The sequence below is a fragment of the Paraburkholderia elongata genome, assembly GCF_013177735.1.
GTDB lineage: Bacteria > Pseudomonadota > Gammaproteobacteria > Burkholderiales > Burkholderiaceae > Paraburkholderia > Paraburkholderia elongata.
On the sequence record NZ_WOEZ01000061.1, the window covers coordinates 18,702 to 40,497 of the forward strand.

Here is a 21,796-nt window from a genome sequence, read left to right on the forward strand (position 1 = left end):
TTGAACGTTGCGATGCTGGTGCAACGGCACGATCGAGTGACTGGCCCCCGTGATGGAGGCCGCCGCTGCATAAACCCTCAACCCTCAGCCGGCGATGCTGTCGTACCCGTAATAACCGCCTTGATAGCCGGAACCGAGGAATGCCCCTTCCTGAGGCACATCGGTGAGCAACACACCTTTGAGCGATACACCGCCGTTGAACAGCCGCTTGGCCGTCTCGGCAATTTCGTTCAGCGGATGACGGCCGTGGCGCACCACCAGCAGCGTCGTGGCGGCGTACTTGCCGATCACCGTCGAGTCGGTCACGGCGAGTACCGGCGGCGTGTCGACGATCACGATATCGTAGTGCGATTTCAATTCCTCGAGCATCGTTTCGAAGCGCTTGCTCATCAGCAATTCGGACGGATGCGAGGGCAGCGTGCCTTTGGCGAGCACGTCGAGGCCGGGCAGCACGTCGCGCTGGATCATGGTCCCGAGATCGCCGCCGCTCAGCACATCCGAAAGCCCCGGCTGATGGGCGATGCCGAAATGCGAATGGACGTCGCCGCGCCGCATGTCGCCGTCGATAATCAGCACCCGCTTGTTCGCCGACGCCACCAGCGCCGCCAGATTCACCGACAGGAACGACTTGCCGGTGTCGGGACGCGAACCCGTGATCATCACGACATTGTTCTCGGCGTGATCGAGCGACAACTGCAACGAGGTCCGCAGATTGCGCACGCCTTCCACCGCGATGTCTTCCGGCGCCTGCTGCGCGAGCACATGAAGCCCGCGGCGGCGCAGCATGACGTTTTCCTGCAAACGCAGCTGAGTCTGGCTGCGCGGCACGATCGCGAACACCGGCACGCCGAGCACCGCTTCGAGTTCGTCAGGACGTTCCACGCCGCCGTACATCGCGCGCTTGAAGAAGGTCAGCATGATGCCGATCAGCAAGCCGCCGCCGAGCGAGATCACGATCGCCAGCACGCGCTTCGGCCGTACCGGCTCGTCAGGCGTTTCGGCGAAATCCACCACCCGCACGTTGCCCACCTGGCCGGCTTTCGCCACCCGAAGTTGCTGCGCGCTGTTCAACAGATTGGTATAGAGCTCCGTGTCAACGTGCACGTCGCGCAGCAGACGCAATGCCGTCTGCTCGGTATCCGGCATCACGGCCACGCTGCGATTCATGCTGGCCGCCGCGCCCTGCAACGCCGCGATCTGTGCATCAAGCGCGGCCACCGCCGGGTGATTCGCCGTGAAGCGCTGCGACATCTCCGCGCGTTGCTGCTGCAGATCGAGCAGCTTGGTCTTGTTGTCGACCACCTGCTGCAGCAGCAGGCGGCTTTCTTCACCGAGATCGACCGTGCCGTGCTGGTTGCGGAACTTGTTATAGCGTTGCTCGGCCTCGTCGAGTTCCTTGCGCAAGCCGGGCAGTTGCTGGTCGAGGAAGGCCAGCATGTGCTCCGCTTCGGTCGACCGGCTCTCCACATCCTGACGCACGAATTCGCGCGCCATGCTGTTGACGATCGCCGCGGTCAGCGCGGGGTCGCCGCCTTCGAGACTCGTGCGGATCACGCCGGACTGCAGCGTGGTCTCCGCCACCACGAGCGCCTTTTGCAAGCGGTCCACGGTGCCCAGCGTCGAGGCGCGCTGGAGTTCGAATCGCGAGCCCGGAGGGCCGACCAGCTTATCGACGTGCAACGCGATCGGGCCGTCGGCGGTATCGGTTTGCACGGTCTCGCCGACATGGCCGGAGAGAATCGCGATACCGTTCTTGTCGCGCAGCACGTATGAGCCTCCCTCGCCCGCAATCAGCGTGAAGCTCGTGTCGTAGAACTCCTTCGTCGTGTCAAAGCGCGACACGGCAATGCTCTCGTTACCCCATGCGTAGCCCGACAGGTTGATGAACGACGGCAACTTGAAGCCCCATTGCCCGTTCACCAGGCCCGCGATCATCCCGCCGATGAACGGCATATAGCGCGGCGACGCCGAAATGTCGAGGTGCAGGTGCTTGACCGTTTCCTCGGTGACGAGACGCGACTTCAGCAACTCGATCTCCGCCGCCGTCGAGGGCTTGGTGTCGAACATGCCCGTGAGCGGCGGCAGGGATTCCTTGCCGTTCGCGTTGGCATTGGCCGTTTTGTCCTCGACGTGAAACAGCACATCCGCGCGATAGGTCGGCGGAGCGAGAAACGCGTACGCGCACCCCAGCGCGAGCGCAATCAGAGTCACCATCACGATCGTGCGCCAACCCCTCACGATCGTGCGCAGGTAGTCCGACAGGTGCAACTCGTCCGATCCGGACACGTCGGTGTAGCGGTTTTCGAAGTTAATTGCCATTTTGTTCACCCAACAAAGCCCGGCGGTTCATGGTCACGTTGCACGGTTGTTATTTCGCAAGAACGGCACCCGTCACAGCCGCATTGATCGCCGGCAGCAGCAGGTTCAACACACGGTTGAAACGGACCAGCCCGCCTTGACCCACATACACGACGTCCTTCGGTTGGAGCTCGAACTGATTGGCGAGCACCATGGACACCGGCGAGGTCGCATCGAGGTGGTAGACCTGCGGCGATTCGCTTGTCGAATTGCGGATCACGAACAACTGCCTGGGCGCCGACGTGTTCGAATCGAAGCTGCCACTATCGGAAATGGCCTGCGAAAGCGTCAGCGAACCGTTACGCATCGGCATGATGGTTGCCGGCTTGTTGACCTCGCCCATCACGTAGACGCCGCTGTCTTCGCGCGATCCCACCCGCACCATGTCGCCGGCCTGAAGGTAAATGTCCGACGGATTGCGGCCGCGCTTGATCAGGTTGTCCACGTTGAGCGGATAGGTCACGCCGTTGCGGACCAGCTCAACGCGGCTGCGATCCGCGTTGGCGCTAAAGCCACCGCCCTGGTTGATCGCACTCGTGAGCGACATCGGGATGTCGTTAAGCGATTGAGCCCCAGGTAAGCGCACTTCGCCATCGACGTAAACCTGCGCGTTCCGGAACGACGCCACCCGCACCGTGACCTCAGGCTTCTGGTACACGACGCTCAGGCGCTTATGGAGCTCCTTCTGGATCGTTGCGACGTCTTTGCCTGCCACATGCACCGTGCCCGCGTACGGGAACTGCACGTCGCCGTTTTCGTCGATCAGAAAGCCGGGCGCGGCATCCGTCGTTTTCGCGTTCTGCGCAGGCTGGCCAAGCGCGGCGGCGAGTTCCGGGTGATCCCACACGACGATCTGCAGCACGTCGCCGGGGCCGACCTTGTAAGCCGTCGGTTTGCCGAACAGCGCGGCTGTCTCCGGCGGCAGCGTCGCGGACGTCTGCGCCGCGTTCATCTTGCGCAGCAGCGCGAGGTTGATATCGGTAATCTGTATCTGCTGTTGCTGCGATGCTTCCGTGCTGTAATCCCCACCCGTGTCCTGAATCGCGGCTGGCGTAATCATTCGTTGACCGGGTACGATTCCGCATCCGGAAAGCAGTGTTGTAACTGTGAAAATCACGAGACTTCCCGTGCGTATGCCAAGCGAGCTCATGGTGTTTCCTCCTTGCGCCAGGGACTGTCCTCGGGGGAGGTAGCCCCAGCGTGCTTGTTAACCACTTAGTAAGCGTTTCGATGCACCAGTCCGGCGACAATCGTCGCGCCGATAATCCGCATATCGAGCGCGAACGACCAATGCCCCAGGTAGTACAGGTCATGTTCGACGCGGCGCTCCATCTTCTCGATGCGGTCGGTTTCGCCACGAAAGCCGTTGATCTGCGCCCAACCCGTAATGCCCGGCTTGATCCGATAGCGATTGATGTAGCCGGCGACCACTTTCTGATAGAGGTCGTCGTGCTCGAGTGCATGGGGGCGCGGTCCGACGACCGACATGTCGCCACGCAACACGTTGAAAAACTGCGGCAGTTCGTCGAGGCTCGTGCGGCGCAGAAATGCGCCGACTTTCGTGACGCGCGCATCGTTGCGCGTCGCCTGCCTGAGCGTGCCTTTTTCCTCGGTATGCAGCCGCATCGAGCGGAATTTGTAGATCGTGAAGACGCGGCCGTCCGCGCCTTTACGCTTCTGCTTGAAGAGAACCGGGCCGCGCGACGACAGCTTCACCGCGAGCGCAATGGCGAGCAGGATCGGCGCCAGGCCGATCAGCGCCGTTGCGGCGAACAGGCGGTCGAAGATTTCCTTCTTCAGCATCGAACTGGCCGAGAGCGGCGAGGCGACCAGGTTGATCGCCGGCACGCCGAGCAGATCGATCACGCCGCTGCCTTCGAAAAGCGCGAGGCTGCGCACGTCCGGCATGAAACGGATATTCACCAGGTCGTCGCGAAATTCGCCGACCAGCGAGCAGATCAGCGGCTCCTCGGTGAGCGAGAGCATCAGCCAGAGTTCGTGCACGTCGTTCGTACGGATGTAATCGGCGAGCGCGTCCACGGTGTCGAACACCGGTACGCGCGAACTGGTGACAGCCGACACGTCCGGGTGCGTGTTATAGACGGCGGTGGCGCGAAAACCGCTGGTCGGCGTCGACTCGATCCGGCGGATGATCGCGTCGCATTGCGAGCCGCTGCCGACGATCGCGACCTGATGCAGATTCAGGCCGGCACTGCGCGCACGCGCCAGCACCGCATGCGTGATCAGCCGGTAAGCGATCAGCAGGCCGCCCGTCACCGCGGTCCAGTACGAGAACCAGAGTCGCGACACGAAGTCGCTGCGGTGCAGCGAATACATCAGCACCAGCGCACAGCCCTGCACCATTAGCCACGCGAGCGACACCTGCCCGGCCAGCGAGAGCTTGGAGCGGCCGCGCCATGATTCATACACGCCGAAGGCCGGAAAGATGGCCAGTGCGAAGGCGGCGGAAAACATCACGAGCGCCCAATAGAACCCGGATTGAGCGAGGTAGTCGAAGCGGATCTGCGACGCCACCGCCGCCCCCGCGAGTACCAACGCGACATCGAAAACTCGCGCGAGCAAATCCTGAAACTTGCGCATTTTGCTTACCTCGTTTCTAGCCCTTCATTCTTTTCCGCAAATGATCCCGGGCGCGCCGTTAGGAGCAGCGGCCGTAGTTGTCGTTGAACCTCACAATGTCGTCTTCACCGAGATAGGTGCCAGACTGGATTTCAATGATTTCGAGCGGCACTTTCCCGGGGTTCTCGAGCCGGTGACGTGTGCCGAGTGGAATGTAGGTCGATTCGTTTTCGCTCACCAGGAACTGCTCTTCGCCGCGCGTGACGAGCGCCGTACCGCGCACGACGACCCAGTGCTCGGCCCGGTGGTGATGCAGTTGCAGCGAAAGCTTCGCGCCCGGCGTGACGACGATGCGCTTCACCTGGAAGCGTTCGCCGTGGTCGATGGAATCGTAGAAACCCCACGGACGGCGCACCTTGCGATGCGCATCGGCCTCGGGGGCGTGCTGCGCCTTGATGCGCGACACCAAGCCCTTGACGTCCTGCACGTGCGAACGGTCGACCACCAGCACGGCGTCCGCCGTTTCGACGACCACCACATTGGTCGTGCCGACACAGGCGACGAGCCGGCCTTCGGAATGCGCATAGCTTGACACCGCGCCTTCGAACGTCACGCGGCCGCGCCCGGCATTGCCGTTGGCGTCCTTCTCCATCGCCGCCCAGACGGCGTCCCAGGAACCGAGATCCGACCAGCCCGCATCGAGGCGCACCACCACGCCGGACGGATTCGCGCCGGGCACTTGCGGGTCCGTGCCGTGGGCGGCGGCCGTCTCGTCCGCGGCGCCCGTGTCGTTCACGTCGCCCGCGTCATTCACTTCGCCCGCGTCGCTCACGTCAGTAAGACGCTCCATCACCGCATAGTCGATCGAGTCGGCGGGCGAACTTAGGAAAGCGTCCACCAGCGGCCGGAAATACGCGCCATCGGTGCGGCCGTTCACGAATGCGCGTTCGCAGGCTGCGTGCATCTCGGGCTGCAGGCGTTTCAGCGTATCGAGCCACACACGCGCCCGCACGACAAAGATCCCGGCGTTCCACCAATACGTGCCCGCAGCGACGTATTGCGCGGCGATTTCCTCGGCCGGTTTCTCGACGAAGCCGTCGATCGCATGGCCGCCATCAGGCAATTGCACGCCGATGCGGATATAGCCGAAACCCGTATCGGGGCGCGTGGGCGGCACACCCAGCGTGGCGATCGAGCCCTGTTCCGCGTACCTGGCGGCACGGTCCAGCGCGCCTTGCAGCGCGGGCACGTCCGCAATCGAATGGTCGGCCGGCATGACGATCAGAATCGCGTCGTCGCCGTCCGCGCACGCGAGCGACGCCGCGAGCGTCAACGCCGGCGCCGTATCGCGCCGCGCAGGCTCGACGACCAGACGTGCGTTCACGCCGTTTTCAAGAAGCTGCTCGGCAATCACAAACCGGTGTTCTTCACCGCATACGATGATCGGCGACACGTCCACGTTCCAGCCGCCGGGAAAGTCGTTCAACCGCCGCGCGGTCGCCTGCAGCAGCGAGTCGGAACCGACGACGTCGATCAGTTGTTTCGGATAGTTTTCGCGCGACACCGGCCACAGCCGCGTGCCCGAGCCACCGGCAAGAATGACCGGGACGATGCGCGCGCAACGCGCACCGGCGGCCCCGGCACTTGCGCCGTCCGGGTTCGCCGACGCAGCGCTCACAGCTCCCTTAGTCAACATATTCGCATTCCTTATGATTTTGTGAAGCCAACGAAATATTTACCGAAGCACTGAGTGACAGGCGCGGTCAGCCGGTTCGCGGCGTGCGCGCTATCCGCCGACCATGCGGCGGCTTTGAATCCGGAACTCAGTGGGGGAAATTCTCATCCGCTTGCGGAAGACCTTCGCGAGGCGGTCACCATTACCCATGCCGGTGCGCCGGGCAATCTTGTCGACCGGCAATTCCGACTCGGTCAGAAGACTGCAGGTCACCGCGAGGCGCTCATGCAACAGGAAACTCGAGGGCGTGATACCCATTTCCATCTTGAAGCGGCGCAGGAAGTTGCGCTCGCTCATCGCGGCGAACTGAGCCGCATCGGCAATCGAAATCGACTGCTGGCAATTCTCTTGCAGCCAGCGGGCCGCCGCGCGCACTTTGTCGCCAGGGCTCAAACCGCCGTCTTCGCCAAGCAGCGGCGCGAGGTTCGAGCACGAATCGGCGAGCAGACGCTCGGCCACCGTGCGGGCAGTCGCGCCACCGAGATCGCGCTTGATCATGGCGAACGCGCTTCTCATCGATTCAAGCCGGTCGCCCGCATCGCCGTTCTGCTCGGTCTGGCGCGACGGCATCGACTGGGACTGGCGGAAATCGGCGCTTTCCTTGCTGTCCGGCACATAGGCTGCTTCGAGCAGCACGCGCCCTTCGCCGATCGGCCGGATCATGCCGGTATTGCGGCGAACGCGCCGCAACCAGGCGATCAGGCGCTCGTCGTCGGCTGCGGCGAATGCGCCTTTGCCACCGGCGACATACAACGCGTCGAAGCCGCCGTAATGCCGCGCGTCGAGTCCGTCGGTCCAGACCCGCAGTGCCGATGACGAGGTCACCATGCCGCCGTCGGCCGACAGGAAGGAAACGTCATACAACCAGCCTCCCGAGCCGGACGATGCCAGTTCGTTCGCAGCCTGGAACACCTCGGCGACCACGCCCGCGCCCTGCAGCGAGCAGTCGTTGAACATCAGTATTGCGATGCGACGCATACCCTTGTTCGGTGCGTGCGCCCAGCGCAGCATTGCTGATTCGAGACTCGCGCAGGTCATAGTCATCCTCTCACCAGAAACGGATCTACTTTTCAACCTTGAATGCCCACACAGAGGCATGCTCGGTGCGGTGCATCATAGCCATCAGTAATCAAGCATTTAGCCGCCATGACCGAAAGTGCAGACATGTTGGCGCTTTGCTATGGTGGCCAGCCAGTTATTTTCGGAACAATCTCTCCACTACCTATTTTTTCAATGAATTAAATACCGATTCTGCATATGAATGAATTTACATTCTGCGAATTTTAATGGTAATTAATGCGATTTTTTGTGCGTTGGCACACATACAATCGCTACTCGAATGCTTGAGTTGCAATTTGATCCGACCGTCATTCCGCGGATTTGAAGTGACTTCTTTCCATCACGTCGCCAGAATGAGCGTAGCCGCCTTGCCTGCACCAGTAATCGCTCTTACCAGATGCCCGAGGCGCTTTCTTCTGACGATATTTTCGGTCGGCAGAGACATGTAAAGCAGTATCTAATATAAGCACTTTTTGAGAGAAAAAATTATCTAATTCGTTGTTATTGGATCCGGAGAATATAAACAGGACGATTAATGTTTCAAACGTGAAACACGGCAATAAGACAACTTTAGCCCGTCCGGCAATAGACGGGCCAATGGCGGATTCTGTCGGATGAGAGCCGGTACGATTCCGCCATCGAATTGCGGAAATGGCCTATGCGGTTTCCGCAACAGATTGCGACACGAGGTAACCTGAGGCGGGTCTGGCCTGGTCAACTAGTACTTCGGCGACGCGTTTTCGTCGGAACATGCCTGAACATGTCGGAACAATATACGTCGAACGACACGGGGAACACATGTCGAATTTACGCGAATATCGAGCGCTGCGACCACTCGCCGGGGCCTGCGCCGCCCACGGGTTAGCGCTGTGCGTCGCTGCCTCGGCGGCGGCATTTATCCTGCTGGGCATCGTGTCCTCCTCGTGTAGTGCGGCAGCGGCGTCAGCCGGTCCTGACAGCGCGAGCAATGCCGATCTGACCGTCGACGGCAGAAAGTGGACACTCTGCGCGGCGGAATACGGTACCTGCCGGTTCAGCGGTACGCGCGACGTGCTGTACGGCACGGTCGAGCAGCATGTCGTAAAGACGTTCTCGAACAGCGCCGATTGCAATAACGGTGTGTTCGGCGATCCGGCGCCAGGGGTGGAGAAGCGCTGCGCGGTTGCGCTCACCGCGGCTGATTCGAGCACGGCGGCCAAGGCGGCTGCGGCCGCCTCGGCGAGCAAAGACAGCGCGCCGGAATCGGCAGCCACCGTGCCCACCGCATTAAAGGCACCACCCGGACAGGGTCTGCGCTGCGCCGCGCCCTCCTCACAGGTGCGCGCGGCCGCAAACGGCGAACTACTGGAAGCAGACACACCGAGCGACGGCACGCGTCTGTTCGCAGCGGACAAGCCATTCGCACTCGTCTTCACAACACGTCCGACGCAAAACGACACGCTCAACTGGCAGATCCGCGACAGCTGGAATGCCGTGCGCGCCAGCGGCCGCTTCCCCGTTGCGGCGGGCGCCACACTATCGACCCTCAGTTGCGCGTCGACGATTGCCGGCTACTTCGCCGTCTCGGCTTCGCTGGAACGCGCACACGGCCAGCTCGAATCGCGCGGCACACGTCCTGCCGGCATCGCCACCTTCGGCGTGTTGCCCGACACCTCCGCTGCCTTACCCGCCATACGCTTTCCCTACGAAGACCTGCATCGATTCGGCGGACAGGGCACGGCCTACATTGCGCCCGGGCAGCATTGCTGCGACGGCGACGGCTATCGGCCGGTCTATACGGCGCTCGGCCTTTCGTGGGCGAACGACAACCGCAACTGGTATATGGAAGAGCCGAAAAACGCGGGCACGTTCGATCCTGCGAGCACGCAGTTGCTCCCCTACTTCCGGCGCGGCGACATCATGCGCCTGATCCAGCTCGACGGCATTCCTCAGTGGGTCAGCCCGACCGGCAAAGAGACGCACAGCTATGCGCCGACCTCGCTCGCGCAAATGAAGGACTACATGGCAAAAGTCGGCGCCGAGTCCAACCGCACGCGGATGACCTACTTCCCCAAACAGCGCGACAACTACTATCAGGTGACATGGGAGCCGGACGCCGATGGCGGGCTGCCCTGGCGCGACACCGACGCGAATTTCGTCGCGATGTACAAAGCCGTCTGGGAGGGCATTCATCAGACAGACCCGCATGCGGTAGTGATGGGTGTGACGTACGCCTCGGTGCAGGCCAATGTCGAGTGGATGCGCCGTCTCGGTCCGATCGGGATCGGCCGCTATATGGACGGCATGACCATTCACGGCTATTACGACTTCGGCACGACACCGTCGCATCCCCCCGAGCGCGTTGCCGACCCAGGCAAGCAAGGCACCGTGCCGGGCGCGCTGCCCGCCGCCATGCGGGCGCTGCGCCACGAGCTGCATCAGTACCTGAAGCCGGGCGCGCCGCTGTTCGTGACCGAAACCGGTATCAGCTACGACATCGGCCAGGCGTACGGCAAAAACTACCCGGGCGCGAACGTGCTGTATGCGCAAGCCGCGGTCGTGGCGCGCACGCATCTCATCCTGCTCGGCGAAGGCGCGGACATGACCTATGTGTTCTACCTGGCGGACATGCCGGACACCGCGCCAGGTTATGGGATCTTCTTCGAACTCGATCATCCGGACGGCGCCTACGGCGCCGCTCGCATCAGCCCCAAACCTGCCGCGCTCGCGGTGGCGGCGATGACGCGGATCATCGACGGAACGGATACGCTCGGGCCGCTCAAGGCTTTGCCCAAAGGCGTCTACGCGTACGCATTCCGCCGGCTCGGCGGCGGCAAGATCGTGACCGCGCTATGGACGCATGACAACGACGCATGGAACGCCCAAACCGGCTTCAGCGCGAGCCAGAGCGCGGATTATCGTCTGCGGGTCGACGCACCCGGCACGTCGGGCGAAGTGACGGCGTTCGACATGATGGGCAACGCATCGAGCTTGCCGTATCGCGACGGCGTCGCGAATCTCAAGCTGTCGCCAGCCCCCATCTACGTGGTCTCCGCCAACGCCGGCGTGTTCAAGGACGCGGTTATGACCCCGGAGGGTTACGTTCCTCGCTAACTATGCCGTGCATGGCGCGCATGTCGCATCGAGTGGCCGCATCGGGCGCTTCGATAAGCACGGCTCGTTGTCGCGATGCGCCGATACTTCGGCGTGATGTGACAGGGCGGCCCATTGTTTGCGCAAGTAGAATCCAGGCTCAATCGCCGCACGCCCCGCAGGAGATGACATGCTGACCGAGATCGATTTCCTCGACGTGGTGCGTCTGACGCCGCTGGTTGCGATCGATCTGATCGTCAGCGACGCCGAGGGCTGCGTGTTGATCGGCCATCGGCGCAATCGCCCTGCGCGCGGCACATGGTTCGTTCCTGGCGGGCGCATTCTTAAAGACGAAACACTCGACGCAGCGTTCACACGCATTGCCGACGCCGAATTGGGCATCGCGAGGCTAGCCCGCTCGAAAGCGCGCTTCGAAGGCGTTTTCGAGCACCACTACCCGGACAACTTTGCCGCCGAGCCCGACGTGTCGACGCACTACATCGTGCTCGCCTATTCGCTGCAGTTCACCAGCACCGTCTCGGTCGGCCGGCTCGACCAGCACAGCGGATATCTCTGGCTCGCGCCTTCGGAACTGCTCGCGCGTGCCGATGTTCACGAGAACACCAAAGCTTATTTCCGCTAACGCCAAGGCTAGCGTTGGCGCCAACAGCCCCGCTACCGGCGTAACTGATTACCCGTCCGCAAAAGTGATGCCAACTGTGAGTTCGCCAACGTGGCGGCCCACGCCGATACAGTATGATCGAGCTCACCGTCAGGGCTCGAATCAACATGCGATCATCGGCAGCCAGGCTCGTTCGCGATTCATCCATTGCCTTTCTAGCGCTACTTTTCTTCACTCTCCTTCCCGGATCGGCACGCGCGGCGGATTGCGGCGCTGGTACGCTGGTCACCTTCGTCGCCCACCTCGATGACGATCTGCTCTTCGTGGACCCCGCTATCAGCGAACGGCTCGACGCCGGCTGGTGTATCACCACGGTGCATCTGATCGGCGGCGCCAATGGCGCGAATTTCGCTTATGTGCTGACCCGCGAGCGGGCTTCACGGCTCGCTTATGCGCGTATGGCGGGGGTGCCTGACGAATGGATCGAAACGAATATTCCGATTGCCGGCAAGCTCGTGCATCAGATGGTGCTGAAGGCGAAGCCGCAGGTTCGTCTGCTCGAACTCCGGCTGCCTGGCGGCGCTGTGCGCGGCGGCCGCGAACCGCTCGGCCTCCTGTGGGAACAGCACGCCACGCTCTCCACCTATCCGATGAACGCCGACGGTTCCGTGCGTGTGCAATACGATCGGGCCTCGCTGTCGGCCACGCTGAAAGTGATGCTCGCCGAGGCGTCGCAGATCTACACGCTCAATCCGGACACGGTGCCGTTTCTCGAGCATCCCGATCACATCTACGCCGCGCGCATCACGCGCCACGTCGCCCAGACGCTGAACAAAAGCGTGCCGATCGAATATCACATCACCTATCCAACCGGCGACTGGCCCGGCAACATTCCAGCGGCTGAAGTTCAGCGCAAGCGTGACATCGTCGCCAGCTATTTTTCTGTCGACGGCAACGAGTTTTCGCACGTATTCGGCGAGTTCCAATGGAACGGCAATTGGGTCGCGCGCCGCTATGCATTTGCCGATCGCAGCGATCGCCGCGTCGCGGATTTCCAGTCGCGTGCCATTCAGCTGTTCAATGCGGCGACGAGCCGTTGCCTGACCTCGGCGGGCAGCGGCCAAGCGCCGACACTCGCCGCGTGCACGGGCTCCTCCGCGCAACAATGGCGTTGGGATCCGCTGACCGTCTATCCCGGCAATCCGCGCAACGCCGCGCTCGTCAGCATCGCGACTTCGCAATGCATCGCCGAACGCGACGGCTATCTGAGTTCCGAGCCGTGCGATCAATGGGACATGGCGCAGCGCTGGACACCGTGGGACTTCGGCCTCGTGTATACGCCGCTGCGGCACTGTCTCGGCGAAAACGACGGCAAGCTCACCATGCGCGGCTGTACCCAGCTCACCACACGCTACCGTTGGGCGACCACACAGCGCACGCAGGCAACCGATTTGCGGCTCGCCACCGCGATGGTTGGCGACATCGCCGGCACAGGCGAACAAGCCGCGGTCTATGTGCAGCGACAACACGATGGGCCCGGATTCAACGTGTATGCGGCGTCGCTCGTGAAAGCGTCGCCTCCTGCCCTTTGGTACGCGAGCACGGTCCCGTTCGATCCCCGCGCCACGGCGCCGAGTTGCACGAATGGCACGTTGTGCTTCGACAGCGCGCGCTTTCTGCTTGGCGACTTCGAAGGTGACGGCAAAGCGGACTTGATGGTGATCACTGCGCGCGGCGGCGGCACGGCATTCTGGTTGCTTCGCAGTACAGGCGATCACTTCGAGGCCCCACGTCTCTGGCTCCAGACCAATAGTGCGTTCAGGCCGGAGCTGGCACAGCAATATGTGGCGGCGGATTTCAGCGGAACGGGACGTGCCGGCGTGCTGATCGCACAAAAACGAAGCGATAGCGGGCTCGACCTCTGGCTCGCGTCTTCCACGGGCTCAGCCGGCTCAGCGCCGACGCTCATGGCACAGGCAAGGACGCTAAGGCAAAACGCAGATCTTCTACCGCTCCAGGTTCCAGGATCACGTGCGTCAATAGTCGCGGTGGAGCGTGCGAACGGTCGGCTCGCGCTCACGCAAATCGCCAACGACGGCACACGCATGACCGTCGGCGAACGCAAACTGTTGCCGGCGAATTTCCTACCCGATTTCGTCAAGGCAACGGTCGGCGCCGTGCACGGCAAAGCTAGCAATACGCTGATTCTTTTGACACCGCATCCCGATGGAACAAACGAGGACGCCGTCATCGACATTGCCACGCTCGACACGGCAGACGCGAGGAGCGTGCCTGTCCAGGCAGCGACGCTGCGTGGCATGTCGTGGTCGGATGTCTTTCCGGTTTTCGTGCGCGACAAACGCAACGCGGCGCTCGTGCTTTACCGGAGAACCGACGCGACGCTCGGCGATTTCTATTTTACCGGCGGCGCACCGGCGCTGACGCGCTATCCGGTAGGCGACGGTTTCGCCTTGGGCCCAGCCCAGGATCTCGGAGAACTGCCGGGGCTGTTCTCGGAAACGGTGCGAATCGATCGATTGGCGCAATAGCGCGAGCCGATCGATCCGGCGCAGTTCAGGCCGACACCTGCAGCGGCCGGACGAACTGCCGCGCGATCGTCATGTAGCGATCTGCCGTGTCATGCAACGTGTATCCCGCCAGCTGCCGGTGCGCACGCGGCATGTCGAGCGCCCCGAGCAAGGCGCGGCCGTAGGCCTCAGGATCGGTCGTATCGACCAGATTGACGCCGGCAAACCCACTGGCAAAGCCGAACGATGGAATCCGGTTCGCCACGACAGGAATACCCGAGGCAAGCGCCTCCAGAAAACCGATGCTCTGCGCTTCGAATCGCGACGGCATGGCGAAGACACGCGAGGAGCGCAGGATCGCGGCGACATCCGAGCGCGGCCCGCATACCGTCACGCGGCTCTCCAACCCGAGTTCATGAACCAGCGACAGCACCGCTTCGTAATAGGGGATCTCCTCGACGACGCCGCACAGCAGCAAGCGCGCGTCGGGCTCGCTCTGCACGACACGCTCGAACGCGCGGATCGTGTGCAACTGGCTCTTGCCTTCTATATAGCGCCCTAGCTGAACGATCTGCTTCGCAGGCACGGCGATATCAGGTATCGATGCGCCGCTGTCCTCCGCGAACATCGATGCGTCCACGCCGTTCGGGATCACGACCATCGCCGGATGTTTGCCGATCTCGCGCAGGTAGTCGTCGATGTTTTGCTGCGACACGCCAATGATCGCTCTCGCCCGCCGTGACAGCAGGCGCTCGGCCCGCTTGAGCATGCCGTTCTCGAAGTCGTTCACGCCGGAGTGCATCACCCAGGCGATCGGCGTATGCACGGGCAGAAGACGCACATAGAGTGCAGCGAGCGTGGCGTGAGCCACGATGAAATCGGGACGGAACTGACGCACCACGCGATACAGGTGCAGCAGTTTGCCTACCCGGCCGTAGCGGATGCTCGGGAACAGGCAGGTGACGCCCGCGGCCTCAAGCTCTGCGCGAATACCGACGAAATCGTCCTGCTGCGGAAGCAACGATGCGATGCAGACCTCATGGCCGCCGCGCTGATGATGGATCGCGAGACCCTTTACCAGTACCTCTGCCCCGGAAAGTCGCGGTGCGTGAACCAATTGAAGAATTCTCACGATTTATCTCTCTGGATAACCGCCTTTTTTGCGCAGCGGATGGACATGCCAACCAGCAAGTACCGGTCCCGGAAAACATTGGCATCCCATCATCGTTTATCTGGCGCGCCCCTTTCGCGAGACGCGGCCTCGTCTCTATAAAACAGCGACAGTTCCGCCGCGAAGTCACCGTCGCGAGGAAACGTTACACCGAAGGCCCAGCACTTTTCCGCCATCTCCAAGGCTCCATCGGCTATGGAATTAGCGCCATCGCCCATTTCCGCGTGGTTTACGCCGATTTGACTGGTTAGGCATCCGTTACAAATCTTTTCGACCCTACTTCTGTTTGGCGCATAAAGACTGGTCTCGTCATACGTATTTTTTGATGCGATCAATGCAATTAGTACTGCACCATTGTTCATACGTAACGACTCGTTACTTCTTTTAAACATACTAATGCGTATCGTTCCGGTCGATTCTCCGCATCAGAGGCCTTTCTTGCTTACAGGACAGTAAAAAGTTCATTGAGCGGCGCCATGAACTCAAGCACTGCGATGTGAATTTCGCTGTTCCTCATGAAGTTGGTTGTTTTCGTCGTACCTTCCCCGACCGTCCGATTCCGCCAAATCCGCCATGACGAGTGGCACGGATTCGTACGATATGAATTTCTGTTCGCTTCGTCTCCCGACGCGCTTTGCGCGAAGAGGCGAACGAACGTTGAGCTCACGCATTGGTTAGAGATTGATGAAATCGCAACTCCTCCTACTCTCAACACTTTCTTTGGCACTAGCAGGTTGCGGCGGCGGCGGTGGTAGTAGCGCCGGCAGCAACGCGACAACCCAGGCTAACGGCACCGCCAGCCCATCCAGTTCACCCACCTCGACTGCGGCGGGAAACAGCAGCACCGGCGGCACCGCCACGGTGAACGGCGCGGGCAACGCCATCGCGACACTAAGCTGTGCATCGCCGGCCGTCTCGGCAGGCTCTGGCAGCGCCACCATTTCCGCCGACACGCCCAGCGCCGACGGCACACGCATCTTCGCCTCCGGCAGCGCTTTCCAGCTCGCCTTCACCACCAACGTGCCGAACGCCGACACGTTGAACTGGGCCGTCACGGACACCCTCGGCCGGGTAGCGGCGAGCGGCAGTACCGCCGTGCCGAGCGGTTCGAAGACCATCACACTCAACTGCACCTCGACGCTCGCCGGTTATTTCGCGGCGTCCGGCACGCTCGCGCAGAACGGCGGACAGTTGCCGCAAGCCGGCACGCGTCCGGTCGGCATCGCGACTTTCGGTGTGCTGCCGAACCTGTCCGGTGTCGTGCCTGCCGTCACCTATGCACATCAGGAACAGCATCGCTTCGGCATGCAGGGCGCGAACGACAACGGCCCTCTGCTCGCCGACCTCGGCATTTCGTCGACGATCGACGACCGCCAGCTCTCGACGATGGAACCGAGCGGACCGAACACGTTCAGCCCTTCGGCCAACAATCTCGATCCGTTCTACAAGACCGGCAACGTGATGCGGCTGATCCGTCTCGACGGCATCCCCGCCTGGGCGAGCAGCACCGGTGCGTTCCAGGACGACACGAGCGTGCCGACCAACCTTTCGTACTACCAGAACTACATGAGCCGCGCCGGCACGGAATCGAACGCGATTCGTGCGGCGTATTTCCCGACCCAGTCGGCGAACTACTATCAGGTGACGTGGGAACCGAATCAGTTCTGGACCGACACCGACGCCAACTTCATCGCGCTGTATCAGTCGGTCTATCAAGGCGTCCACTCGACCGATCCGAGCGCGGTGGTGATGGGCCCGGCCGATGCGTTTCCGAGCCTGACCACGACGCGTCTGAAGCGCCTCGCGCCGCTCGGCTTCGGTCAATACATCGACGCCGTCGCCACGCACGGCTACTACGACGCGGGGACCTCGCCGTCGCATCCGCCGGAGCGCTACGATGCCGACCCGTCGACCGCCGAAGGTTCACTGCGCGGCCAGATGCGCGATCTGCGCGCGGAAATGGCCACCGATTATCGTTCGGGCATGAAGCTGTTCTCGACGGAAGCCGGCATCAGCTATGACCTCGGCACCTCGTACGGTCCGAACTACCCGACCGCGAACGTGCTGTACGCGCAAGCGGCGGTCGCGGCGCGCATGCACATCATCACGCTGGGTGAAGGCGCGGATCAGACCTACGTGTTCTACGGTGCGGACTATCCGGGCGAAGTCGGCTACGGCACGTTCTTCGATCTGAACGACGCGCAAGGCGCATTCGGCGCGACGAACATCAGCCCGAAGCCGGTCGCGATGGCGATCAGCGCGATGACGCATACGCTCGACGGCACCCACACGCTCGGACCCATCAACGGCACGCCGACCGGCGTCTACGCCTATGCGTTCCAGCAGGTGGGCAACGGCGCCGTGATCACCGCGCTGTGGGCGCATAACAACAGCGTGTGGAGCGCGAGCGCCGGCTTCAGCTCGACCTATAGCGTGCCATATAGCCTCACAGTGGATGCACCGGGCACGAGCGGCACCGTGAAGGTCGTCGACATGATGGGCAATGCGTCGAGCGCGAGCTACAGCAACGGTACACTCACGCTCAACCTGACCGAATCGCCGGTGTATGTGGTGTCGAACAACGCGTCGGTCGCCAAGGCCAACGCGACGGTTCCGGTGGGATACGCCGGTATCTAAGCAGCGACCGCCACGTCATGCGGTAGGTGTAAAAACGTCAGCCGGCTTCAGGGCCGGCTGACGTTATTTTTTCAGACATGAATGGCGGCAACGGGCCGCACATTCGCAGAGCTTCAGCTTTCCCTCAGCTTTCCCCCAACTGCCCCTCCATCCCGCTTAGCTCCTGTTCGCGCTCCTTCGACACCTTGCCGATCGGCGGCCCCGCGAAGCTCTTACGCACGCCCGCGCCGTACCAGATCGCCAGCAACACCGCGAGCAATCCGACGATCACGTACACCACTTTCTGATTCGGCGGCTGCATGCCGACATAGGCGAGCACGAGTGCGCCGAACACCGCCGCCACCGCGAACGGCTTCGACAGCATGCCTAGCTGGAACGGGCCCTTTTCTTTCCAGGTACGACCTTCGGCAAAAATACCGGCCGCAATCGGCATGCCGTACGAAATGAACAGGAATACCGCGCTACCCGCGCTCAGCACCGTGAAGGCATCGCCGTACAACGTCACCACGATCGCCAGCACCGCCGAGGTCCAGATCGCGGCGCCCGGCGTGCGGTGTGCCGCATTCACTTTGCGCAGCCACTTCGAGCCAGGCAAGCCGCCGTCGCGGGCAAACGCGAACATCATGCGCGAGGTCGACGTGACAGCGGCGAGACCGCATACGTAATTGATGAAGAACATCAGCAATTCGATTACGATGCGCAGCGGTCCCGGAATCGGCGCGAGAATCGCTTCGAAGAACCCGGTGCCCTGCTTCACCCCCGCGCTGATATCCGGCATCACCAGCACGAATGCGCACACCATCACGTAGCCGAACGTGGTCGACCAGAACACGGAGCCGACAATGCCGCGCGGCACATTGCGCGCCGCCTGATGCGTTTCCTCCGAGGTGTGCGCAGACGCGTCGAAACCCGTGATCGTATAGGCGGTCAGCAGCAGGCCGGACAGAAACGCCATGGCGATGGTCTGCTTGGGCCACGCGCCGCCATCGACACCCGTGAAGTTGGTGAAGGTATAAAGCCGCGACAGATCGATCTTGACCGGCGAATACACCAGCAGCGAAACCACCAGCATGACCGTTACCACAAAGATCAGATAGCCCGACAGGTCCGTGATCTTGCTGGTGATGCGAATGCCGCGATGATTCAGAAACGCTTGCGAAGCGGTGATCACCGTCAGAAAGAGCGTCTGCTGCCACCAGCCGAGCGAATCGGGACTCACGCCGAACATCGGTGCAATCAGCGTGCGAAAGAACGGATCATAGGTACCGTAATTGATCGCGGCGACCACGAACACGAGACCGAGCAGATTCAGCCACGCGGTGAGCCAGCCCCACATTTTGCCGCCGAGAATTGAACTCCAGTGATAGAGGCCGCCGGCCGTCGGATACGACGACGCGATCTGCGCCATCGCCGCCGCGACGACCAACGCGAACAGCGAGCCAAGCGGCCAGCCAAGTCCGATCGATGCCCCGCCCGCCGCCGACAAGCCCATCTGGAACGACGTGATGCCGCCCGACAGAATGCAGATCAGCGAGAACGACACCGCGAAGTTCGAGAACGCCCCCATGCGTCGGGACAGTTCCTGCGCGTAGCCCATCTTGTGCAACAGCTTGACGTCGTTGTCGGCGGAGTCCGCCGACGGCACGGCCGTGTTGATGTCCATGACGCGATCCTTTGAACAGGGTTATGACGAAGCGGCTAAGCGATGCTGAGGCGTGACCGCGCGACGAAGGACCGGCTCACGCAGCCGTGAAGCAGTTATCCACGTACAGGTGTGCGCCGTTGACGAAACTGGCGTCGTCGCTGGCGAGAAAGAGCGCGGCGCGCGCGACTTCTTCCGGAGCGCACAGACGGCCCTGCTGCACCGACAGCGCCGCCTCGCTCGCATCGAAGCCATATTTGGCGAGCGCGCTGATTTCTCGGCGTCCGTGCGGCGTATCGATGAAGCCGGGGCACACGGCATTGCAGCGAATGCCGCGATCGCGATACTCGACGGCAATCGAACGCGCGAACATGGCGCACGCGCCTTTGGTCGTGCAGTACAGCACCTCGAGCGGCGTGGCCGCCACCGACGAAATCGACGCCGTGCAGACGATCGAACCACCGCCCGCGGCGAGCATGTGCGGCAGCACCGCGCGCGTCATCATGAACATGCTTTTCACGTTGACGTTCATGAGCCAGTCGTAGTCTTCGTCGGTGGTATCGATGAACGGCTTTACGACGATGCTGCCGGCGTGATTGAACAGCACGTCGATGCGCCCGAAGCGCGCCATGATGTTCGCCACGGAGGCGTCCACGGCTTCGCGCTTCGACACATCGGTGGCAAACAGTTCGGCTGTGCCGCCTGCCGCGCGAATTCGGGTCACGACTTCCTCGCCCGCATCGGTATTGATATCGACCACCGCAACCTGCGCGCCTTCCTGCGCGAACAGCAGCGACGCCGCGCCGCCCGCACCGGTTGCGCCGCCTGACACGATTGCGATCTTGCCTTCCAGCCTGCCTGCCGATCTGCTCATGCGTGACTCCCGTTCCAATGTCTGGTGCATCAGCGTTGCATTACGTTATGCACAAAGTAGGTGCAGCAAAAAGCGGCGACTATCCAAAATTGGCAAAAAAGTAAAAATCCCGTAAAAATTCGGCTTACTGACAAATGCATTACATCTAGACGTGAACGCTTGCCGTATCTGGCAGCCGCCGGGTTCGTGATCTGTGCGGACACGGGGCGGGAAGCCGCGGGTGTGCGCCCTGGACGGGTTGCTCCAATACTGCGACGCATGTTTTTTTTCGCATACACTGACCGACACGAGGCTTTCGGGGAGCGCCAACAGAATCGGGAGAAGCTATGCAGCCGGTCAATCAGACAAGCAGCGCCGTCGAGATTCGCTGTTGCCGGAACATCGACGAGCAGGCGATGTTGCTCGATGCGTGGAACCAGAGCTATTGCCAGATTTCGCGCGGCGCCTTCGACGGCTCGGTGAGTTCGTTCGCCGCGGGCGGTGTGCGGGTGTTGGTGGAGCGCCTGAACCGCGCGGTCTATCAACGCGGCCAGGTAGCGCGATCCAAGCTGGCCGTGGGCGTTCCGTTCCAACTCGAAGGGCATGCATTGCTGTGCGGCCAGACGAGTCATCGTGATGGCCTGCATGTGTTTTCCGGCGATGGCGGGTTCGAGTTTTTATCGCCCGACAAGCACGTCGTGGTGAATCTGGAGGTTGAGCCTGGCGCGATTGGCGATGAGGTGGCGCGCTCGCAGCTCGATGAAATTGCGCTGCTGCTGGGCGCGAGGCCTGGCATATTGAATGTCGATCCGGCGAGGTTGCAGGGCTTTCGCGAGGTGCTAAAGCAAATGCTCGACGCCGTGGCTGCGACGCCGACTTTGCTCGATCATGCCGGCGTGGCGGAAGCGTTCGAGAAGTCGGTGATATTTGGTCTTGCCGAGGCATTGCAGGGGATGCGGGGGGCCGATCCGCACGGGAATGTCGAGGCGCGCACCGCGCGGAATTGGCAGCTCGTGCGGGGGGTTCGCGAGTTGGTGGAAGAATCGCCCGATTGCCCGCTGTCTGTGGCCGAGCTATGTGCACGGTTTCGCGCGAGCCGGCGCACGTTGCAATATGCCTTTGAGGATACGCTTGGGGTGAATCCTTCAGCGTATATGCGAGCTGTTCGGCTTGATCACGTGCGGCGCGAATTGCGCGGTTCCGGGTCTGTTACCGAGGTCGCTACGCGGTGGGGGTTTTGGCATTTTGGGAATTTCTCCAACGAGTATCGGGGGCAGTTTGGGGAGTTGCCGTCGGAGACCTGGCGGCGCAGTAAGAGTCATAGGGGTTGAGGGTGGTTTTGTGCCTGCGGCGCTTGTTTTCTGTATGCCTGCGGCGGTGGCCTTTCCTTGATCCTTGATCTCGTTGCCTGCGGGCGCGTTTTGTCTGGTTGCCTGCGGCGTTGGCCTTTCCTTGATTTGATATTGGATTATTAGCGTCGCCCCTGTGCGGGGCAGGCACTTACTTTCTTTGCCGCCGCAAAGAAAGTAAGCAAAGAAA

15 protein-coding genes are annotated in these 21,796 nt (G+C 62.1%); 5 read left to right on the forward strand and 10 right to left on the reverse strand.

Features of this window, described 5'->3' with window-relative positions:
• Window positions 1–84 precede the first annotated feature (84 nt).
• The 5 genes from GNZ13_RS12825 to GNZ13_RS12845 all read right to left on the reverse strand — a co-directional run bounded on the left by GNZ13_RS12825 (window position 85) and on the right by GNZ13_RS12845 (window position 7,711).
• Window positions 85–2,319, reverse strand: a complete 2,235-nt coding sequence (locus GNZ13_RS12825) for a polysaccharide biosynthesis tyrosine autokinase (RefSeq protein WP_172164472.1) — start codon at window positions 2,317–2,319, stop codon at window positions 85–87.
• A gap of 49 nt (window positions 2,320–2,368) precedes the next feature.
• Window positions 2,369–3,508, reverse strand: a complete 1,140-nt coding sequence (locus GNZ13_RS12830) for a polysaccharide biosynthesis/export family protein (RefSeq protein ID WP_172164475.1) — start codon at window positions 3,506–3,508, stop codon at window positions 2,369–2,371.
• A 65-nt stretch (window positions 3,509–3,573) separates the two neighbouring features.
• Window positions 3,574–4,959: an undecaprenyl-phosphate glucose phosphotransferase gene (locus GNZ13_RS12835; protein ID WP_172164478.1), complete on the reverse strand. Its 1,386-nt coding sequence runs from the start codon at window positions 4,957–4,959 to the stop codon at window positions 3,574–3,576.
• Window positions 4,960–5,017: 58 nt separating this feature from the next.
• Window positions 5,018–6,634 (reverse strand): sugar phosphate nucleotidyltransferase, encoded by a 1,617-nt coding sequence (locus GNZ13_RS12840; RefSeq protein ID WP_172164481.1) that lies wholly within the window; start codon window positions 6,632–6,634, stop codon window positions 5,018–5,020.
• 90 nt (window positions 6,635–6,724) lie between these two features.
• Complete coding sequence (locus tag GNZ13_RS12845) at window positions 6,725–7,711, reverse strand: helix-turn-helix domain-containing protein (protein ID WP_172164533.1); 987 nt, start codon at window positions 7,709–7,711, stop codon at window positions 6,725–6,727.
• An 819-nt stretch (window positions 7,712–8,530) separates the two neighbouring features.
• Here GNZ13_RS12845 and GNZ13_RS12850 point away from each other — a divergent pair.
• The 3 genes from GNZ13_RS12850 (at window position 8,531) to GNZ13_RS12860 (ending at window position 13,975) form a co-directional block, all read left to right on the forward strand.
• On the forward strand, window positions 8,531–10,825 hold the full coding sequence (locus GNZ13_RS12850; protein ID WP_172164483.1) for a hypothetical protein: 2,295 nt from the start codon (window positions 8,531–8,533) through the stop codon (window positions 10,823–10,825).
• Between the two features lie 169 nt (window positions 10,826–10,994).
• The gene (locus GNZ13_RS12855) at window positions 10,995–11,447 is read left to right on the forward strand and encodes a GDP-mannose mannosyl hydrolase (RefSeq protein ID WP_172164486.1); all 453 of its coding nucleotides are present in this window, start codon (window positions 10,995–10,997) and stop codon (window positions 11,445–11,447) included.
• 146 nt (window positions 11,448–11,593) lie between these two features.
• Window positions 11,594–13,975: an RICIN domain-containing protein gene (locus tag GNZ13_RS12860; RefSeq protein WP_172164489.1), complete on the forward strand. Its 2,382-nt coding sequence runs from the start codon at window positions 11,594–11,596 to the stop codon at window positions 13,973–13,975.
• Window positions 13,976–14,000: 25 nt separating this feature from the next.
• On the opposite strand, the gene GNZ13_RS12865 is transcribed toward GNZ13_RS12860, so the two are convergent.
• From GNZ13_RS12865 to GNZ13_RS52260, 3 genes are all read right to left on the reverse strand, one after another.
• Window positions 14,001–15,086 (reverse strand): glycosyltransferase family 4 protein, encoded by a 1,086-nt coding sequence (locus tag GNZ13_RS12865; protein ID WP_172164491.1) that lies wholly within the window; start codon window positions 15,084–15,086, stop codon window positions 14,001–14,003.
• 89 nt (window positions 15,087–15,175) lie between these two features.
• Complete coding sequence (locus tag GNZ13_RS12870) at window positions 15,176–15,487, reverse strand: hypothetical protein (protein ID WP_172164494.1); 312 nt, start codon at window positions 15,485–15,487, stop codon at window positions 15,176–15,178.
• A 312-nt stretch (window positions 15,488–15,799) separates the two neighbouring features.
• Complete coding sequence (locus GNZ13_RS52260) at window positions 15,800–16,180, reverse strand: hypothetical protein (RefSeq protein WP_236001973.1); 381 nt, start codon at window positions 16,178–16,180, stop codon at window positions 15,800–15,802.
• Between GNZ13_RS52260 and GNZ13_RS12875 the strand changes: the two genes are divergently transcribed.
• Window positions 16,164–17,762 (forward strand): glycoside hydrolase family protein, encoded by a 1,599-nt coding sequence (locus GNZ13_RS12875; protein ID WP_236001974.1) that lies wholly within the window; start codon window positions 16,164–16,166, stop codon window positions 17,760–17,762. The genes GNZ13_RS52260 and GNZ13_RS12875 overlap by 17 nt on opposite strands.
• A gap of 124 nt (window positions 17,763–17,886) precedes the next feature.
• Here GNZ13_RS12875 and GNZ13_RS12880 read toward each other — a convergent pair whose 3' ends face one another.
• Together GNZ13_RS12880 and GNZ13_RS12885 are read right to left on the reverse strand one after the other, a co-directional pair.
• Window positions 17,887–19,425 carry an amino acid permease gene (locus GNZ13_RS12880; RefSeq protein WP_172164500.1) on the reverse strand — a complete coding sequence of 513 codons (1,539 nt, stop codon included), beginning with the start codon at window positions 19,423–19,425 and terminating at the stop codon, window positions 17,887–17,889.
• 76 nt (window positions 19,426–19,501) lie between these two features.
• The gene (locus tag GNZ13_RS12885) at window positions 19,502–20,278 is read right to left on the reverse strand and encodes an SDR family NAD(P)-dependent oxidoreductase (RefSeq protein ID WP_172164503.1); all 777 of its coding nucleotides are present in this window, start codon (window positions 20,276–20,278) and stop codon (window positions 19,502–19,504) included.
• Between the two features lie 326 nt (window positions 20,279–20,604).
• Between GNZ13_RS12885 and GNZ13_RS12890 the strand changes: the two genes are divergently transcribed.
• Complete coding sequence (locus GNZ13_RS12890) at window positions 20,605–21,588, forward strand: helix-turn-helix domain-containing protein (protein WP_172164506.1); 984 nt, start codon at window positions 20,605–20,607, stop codon at window positions 21,586–21,588.
• Window positions 21,589–21,796 lie beyond the last annotated feature (208 nt).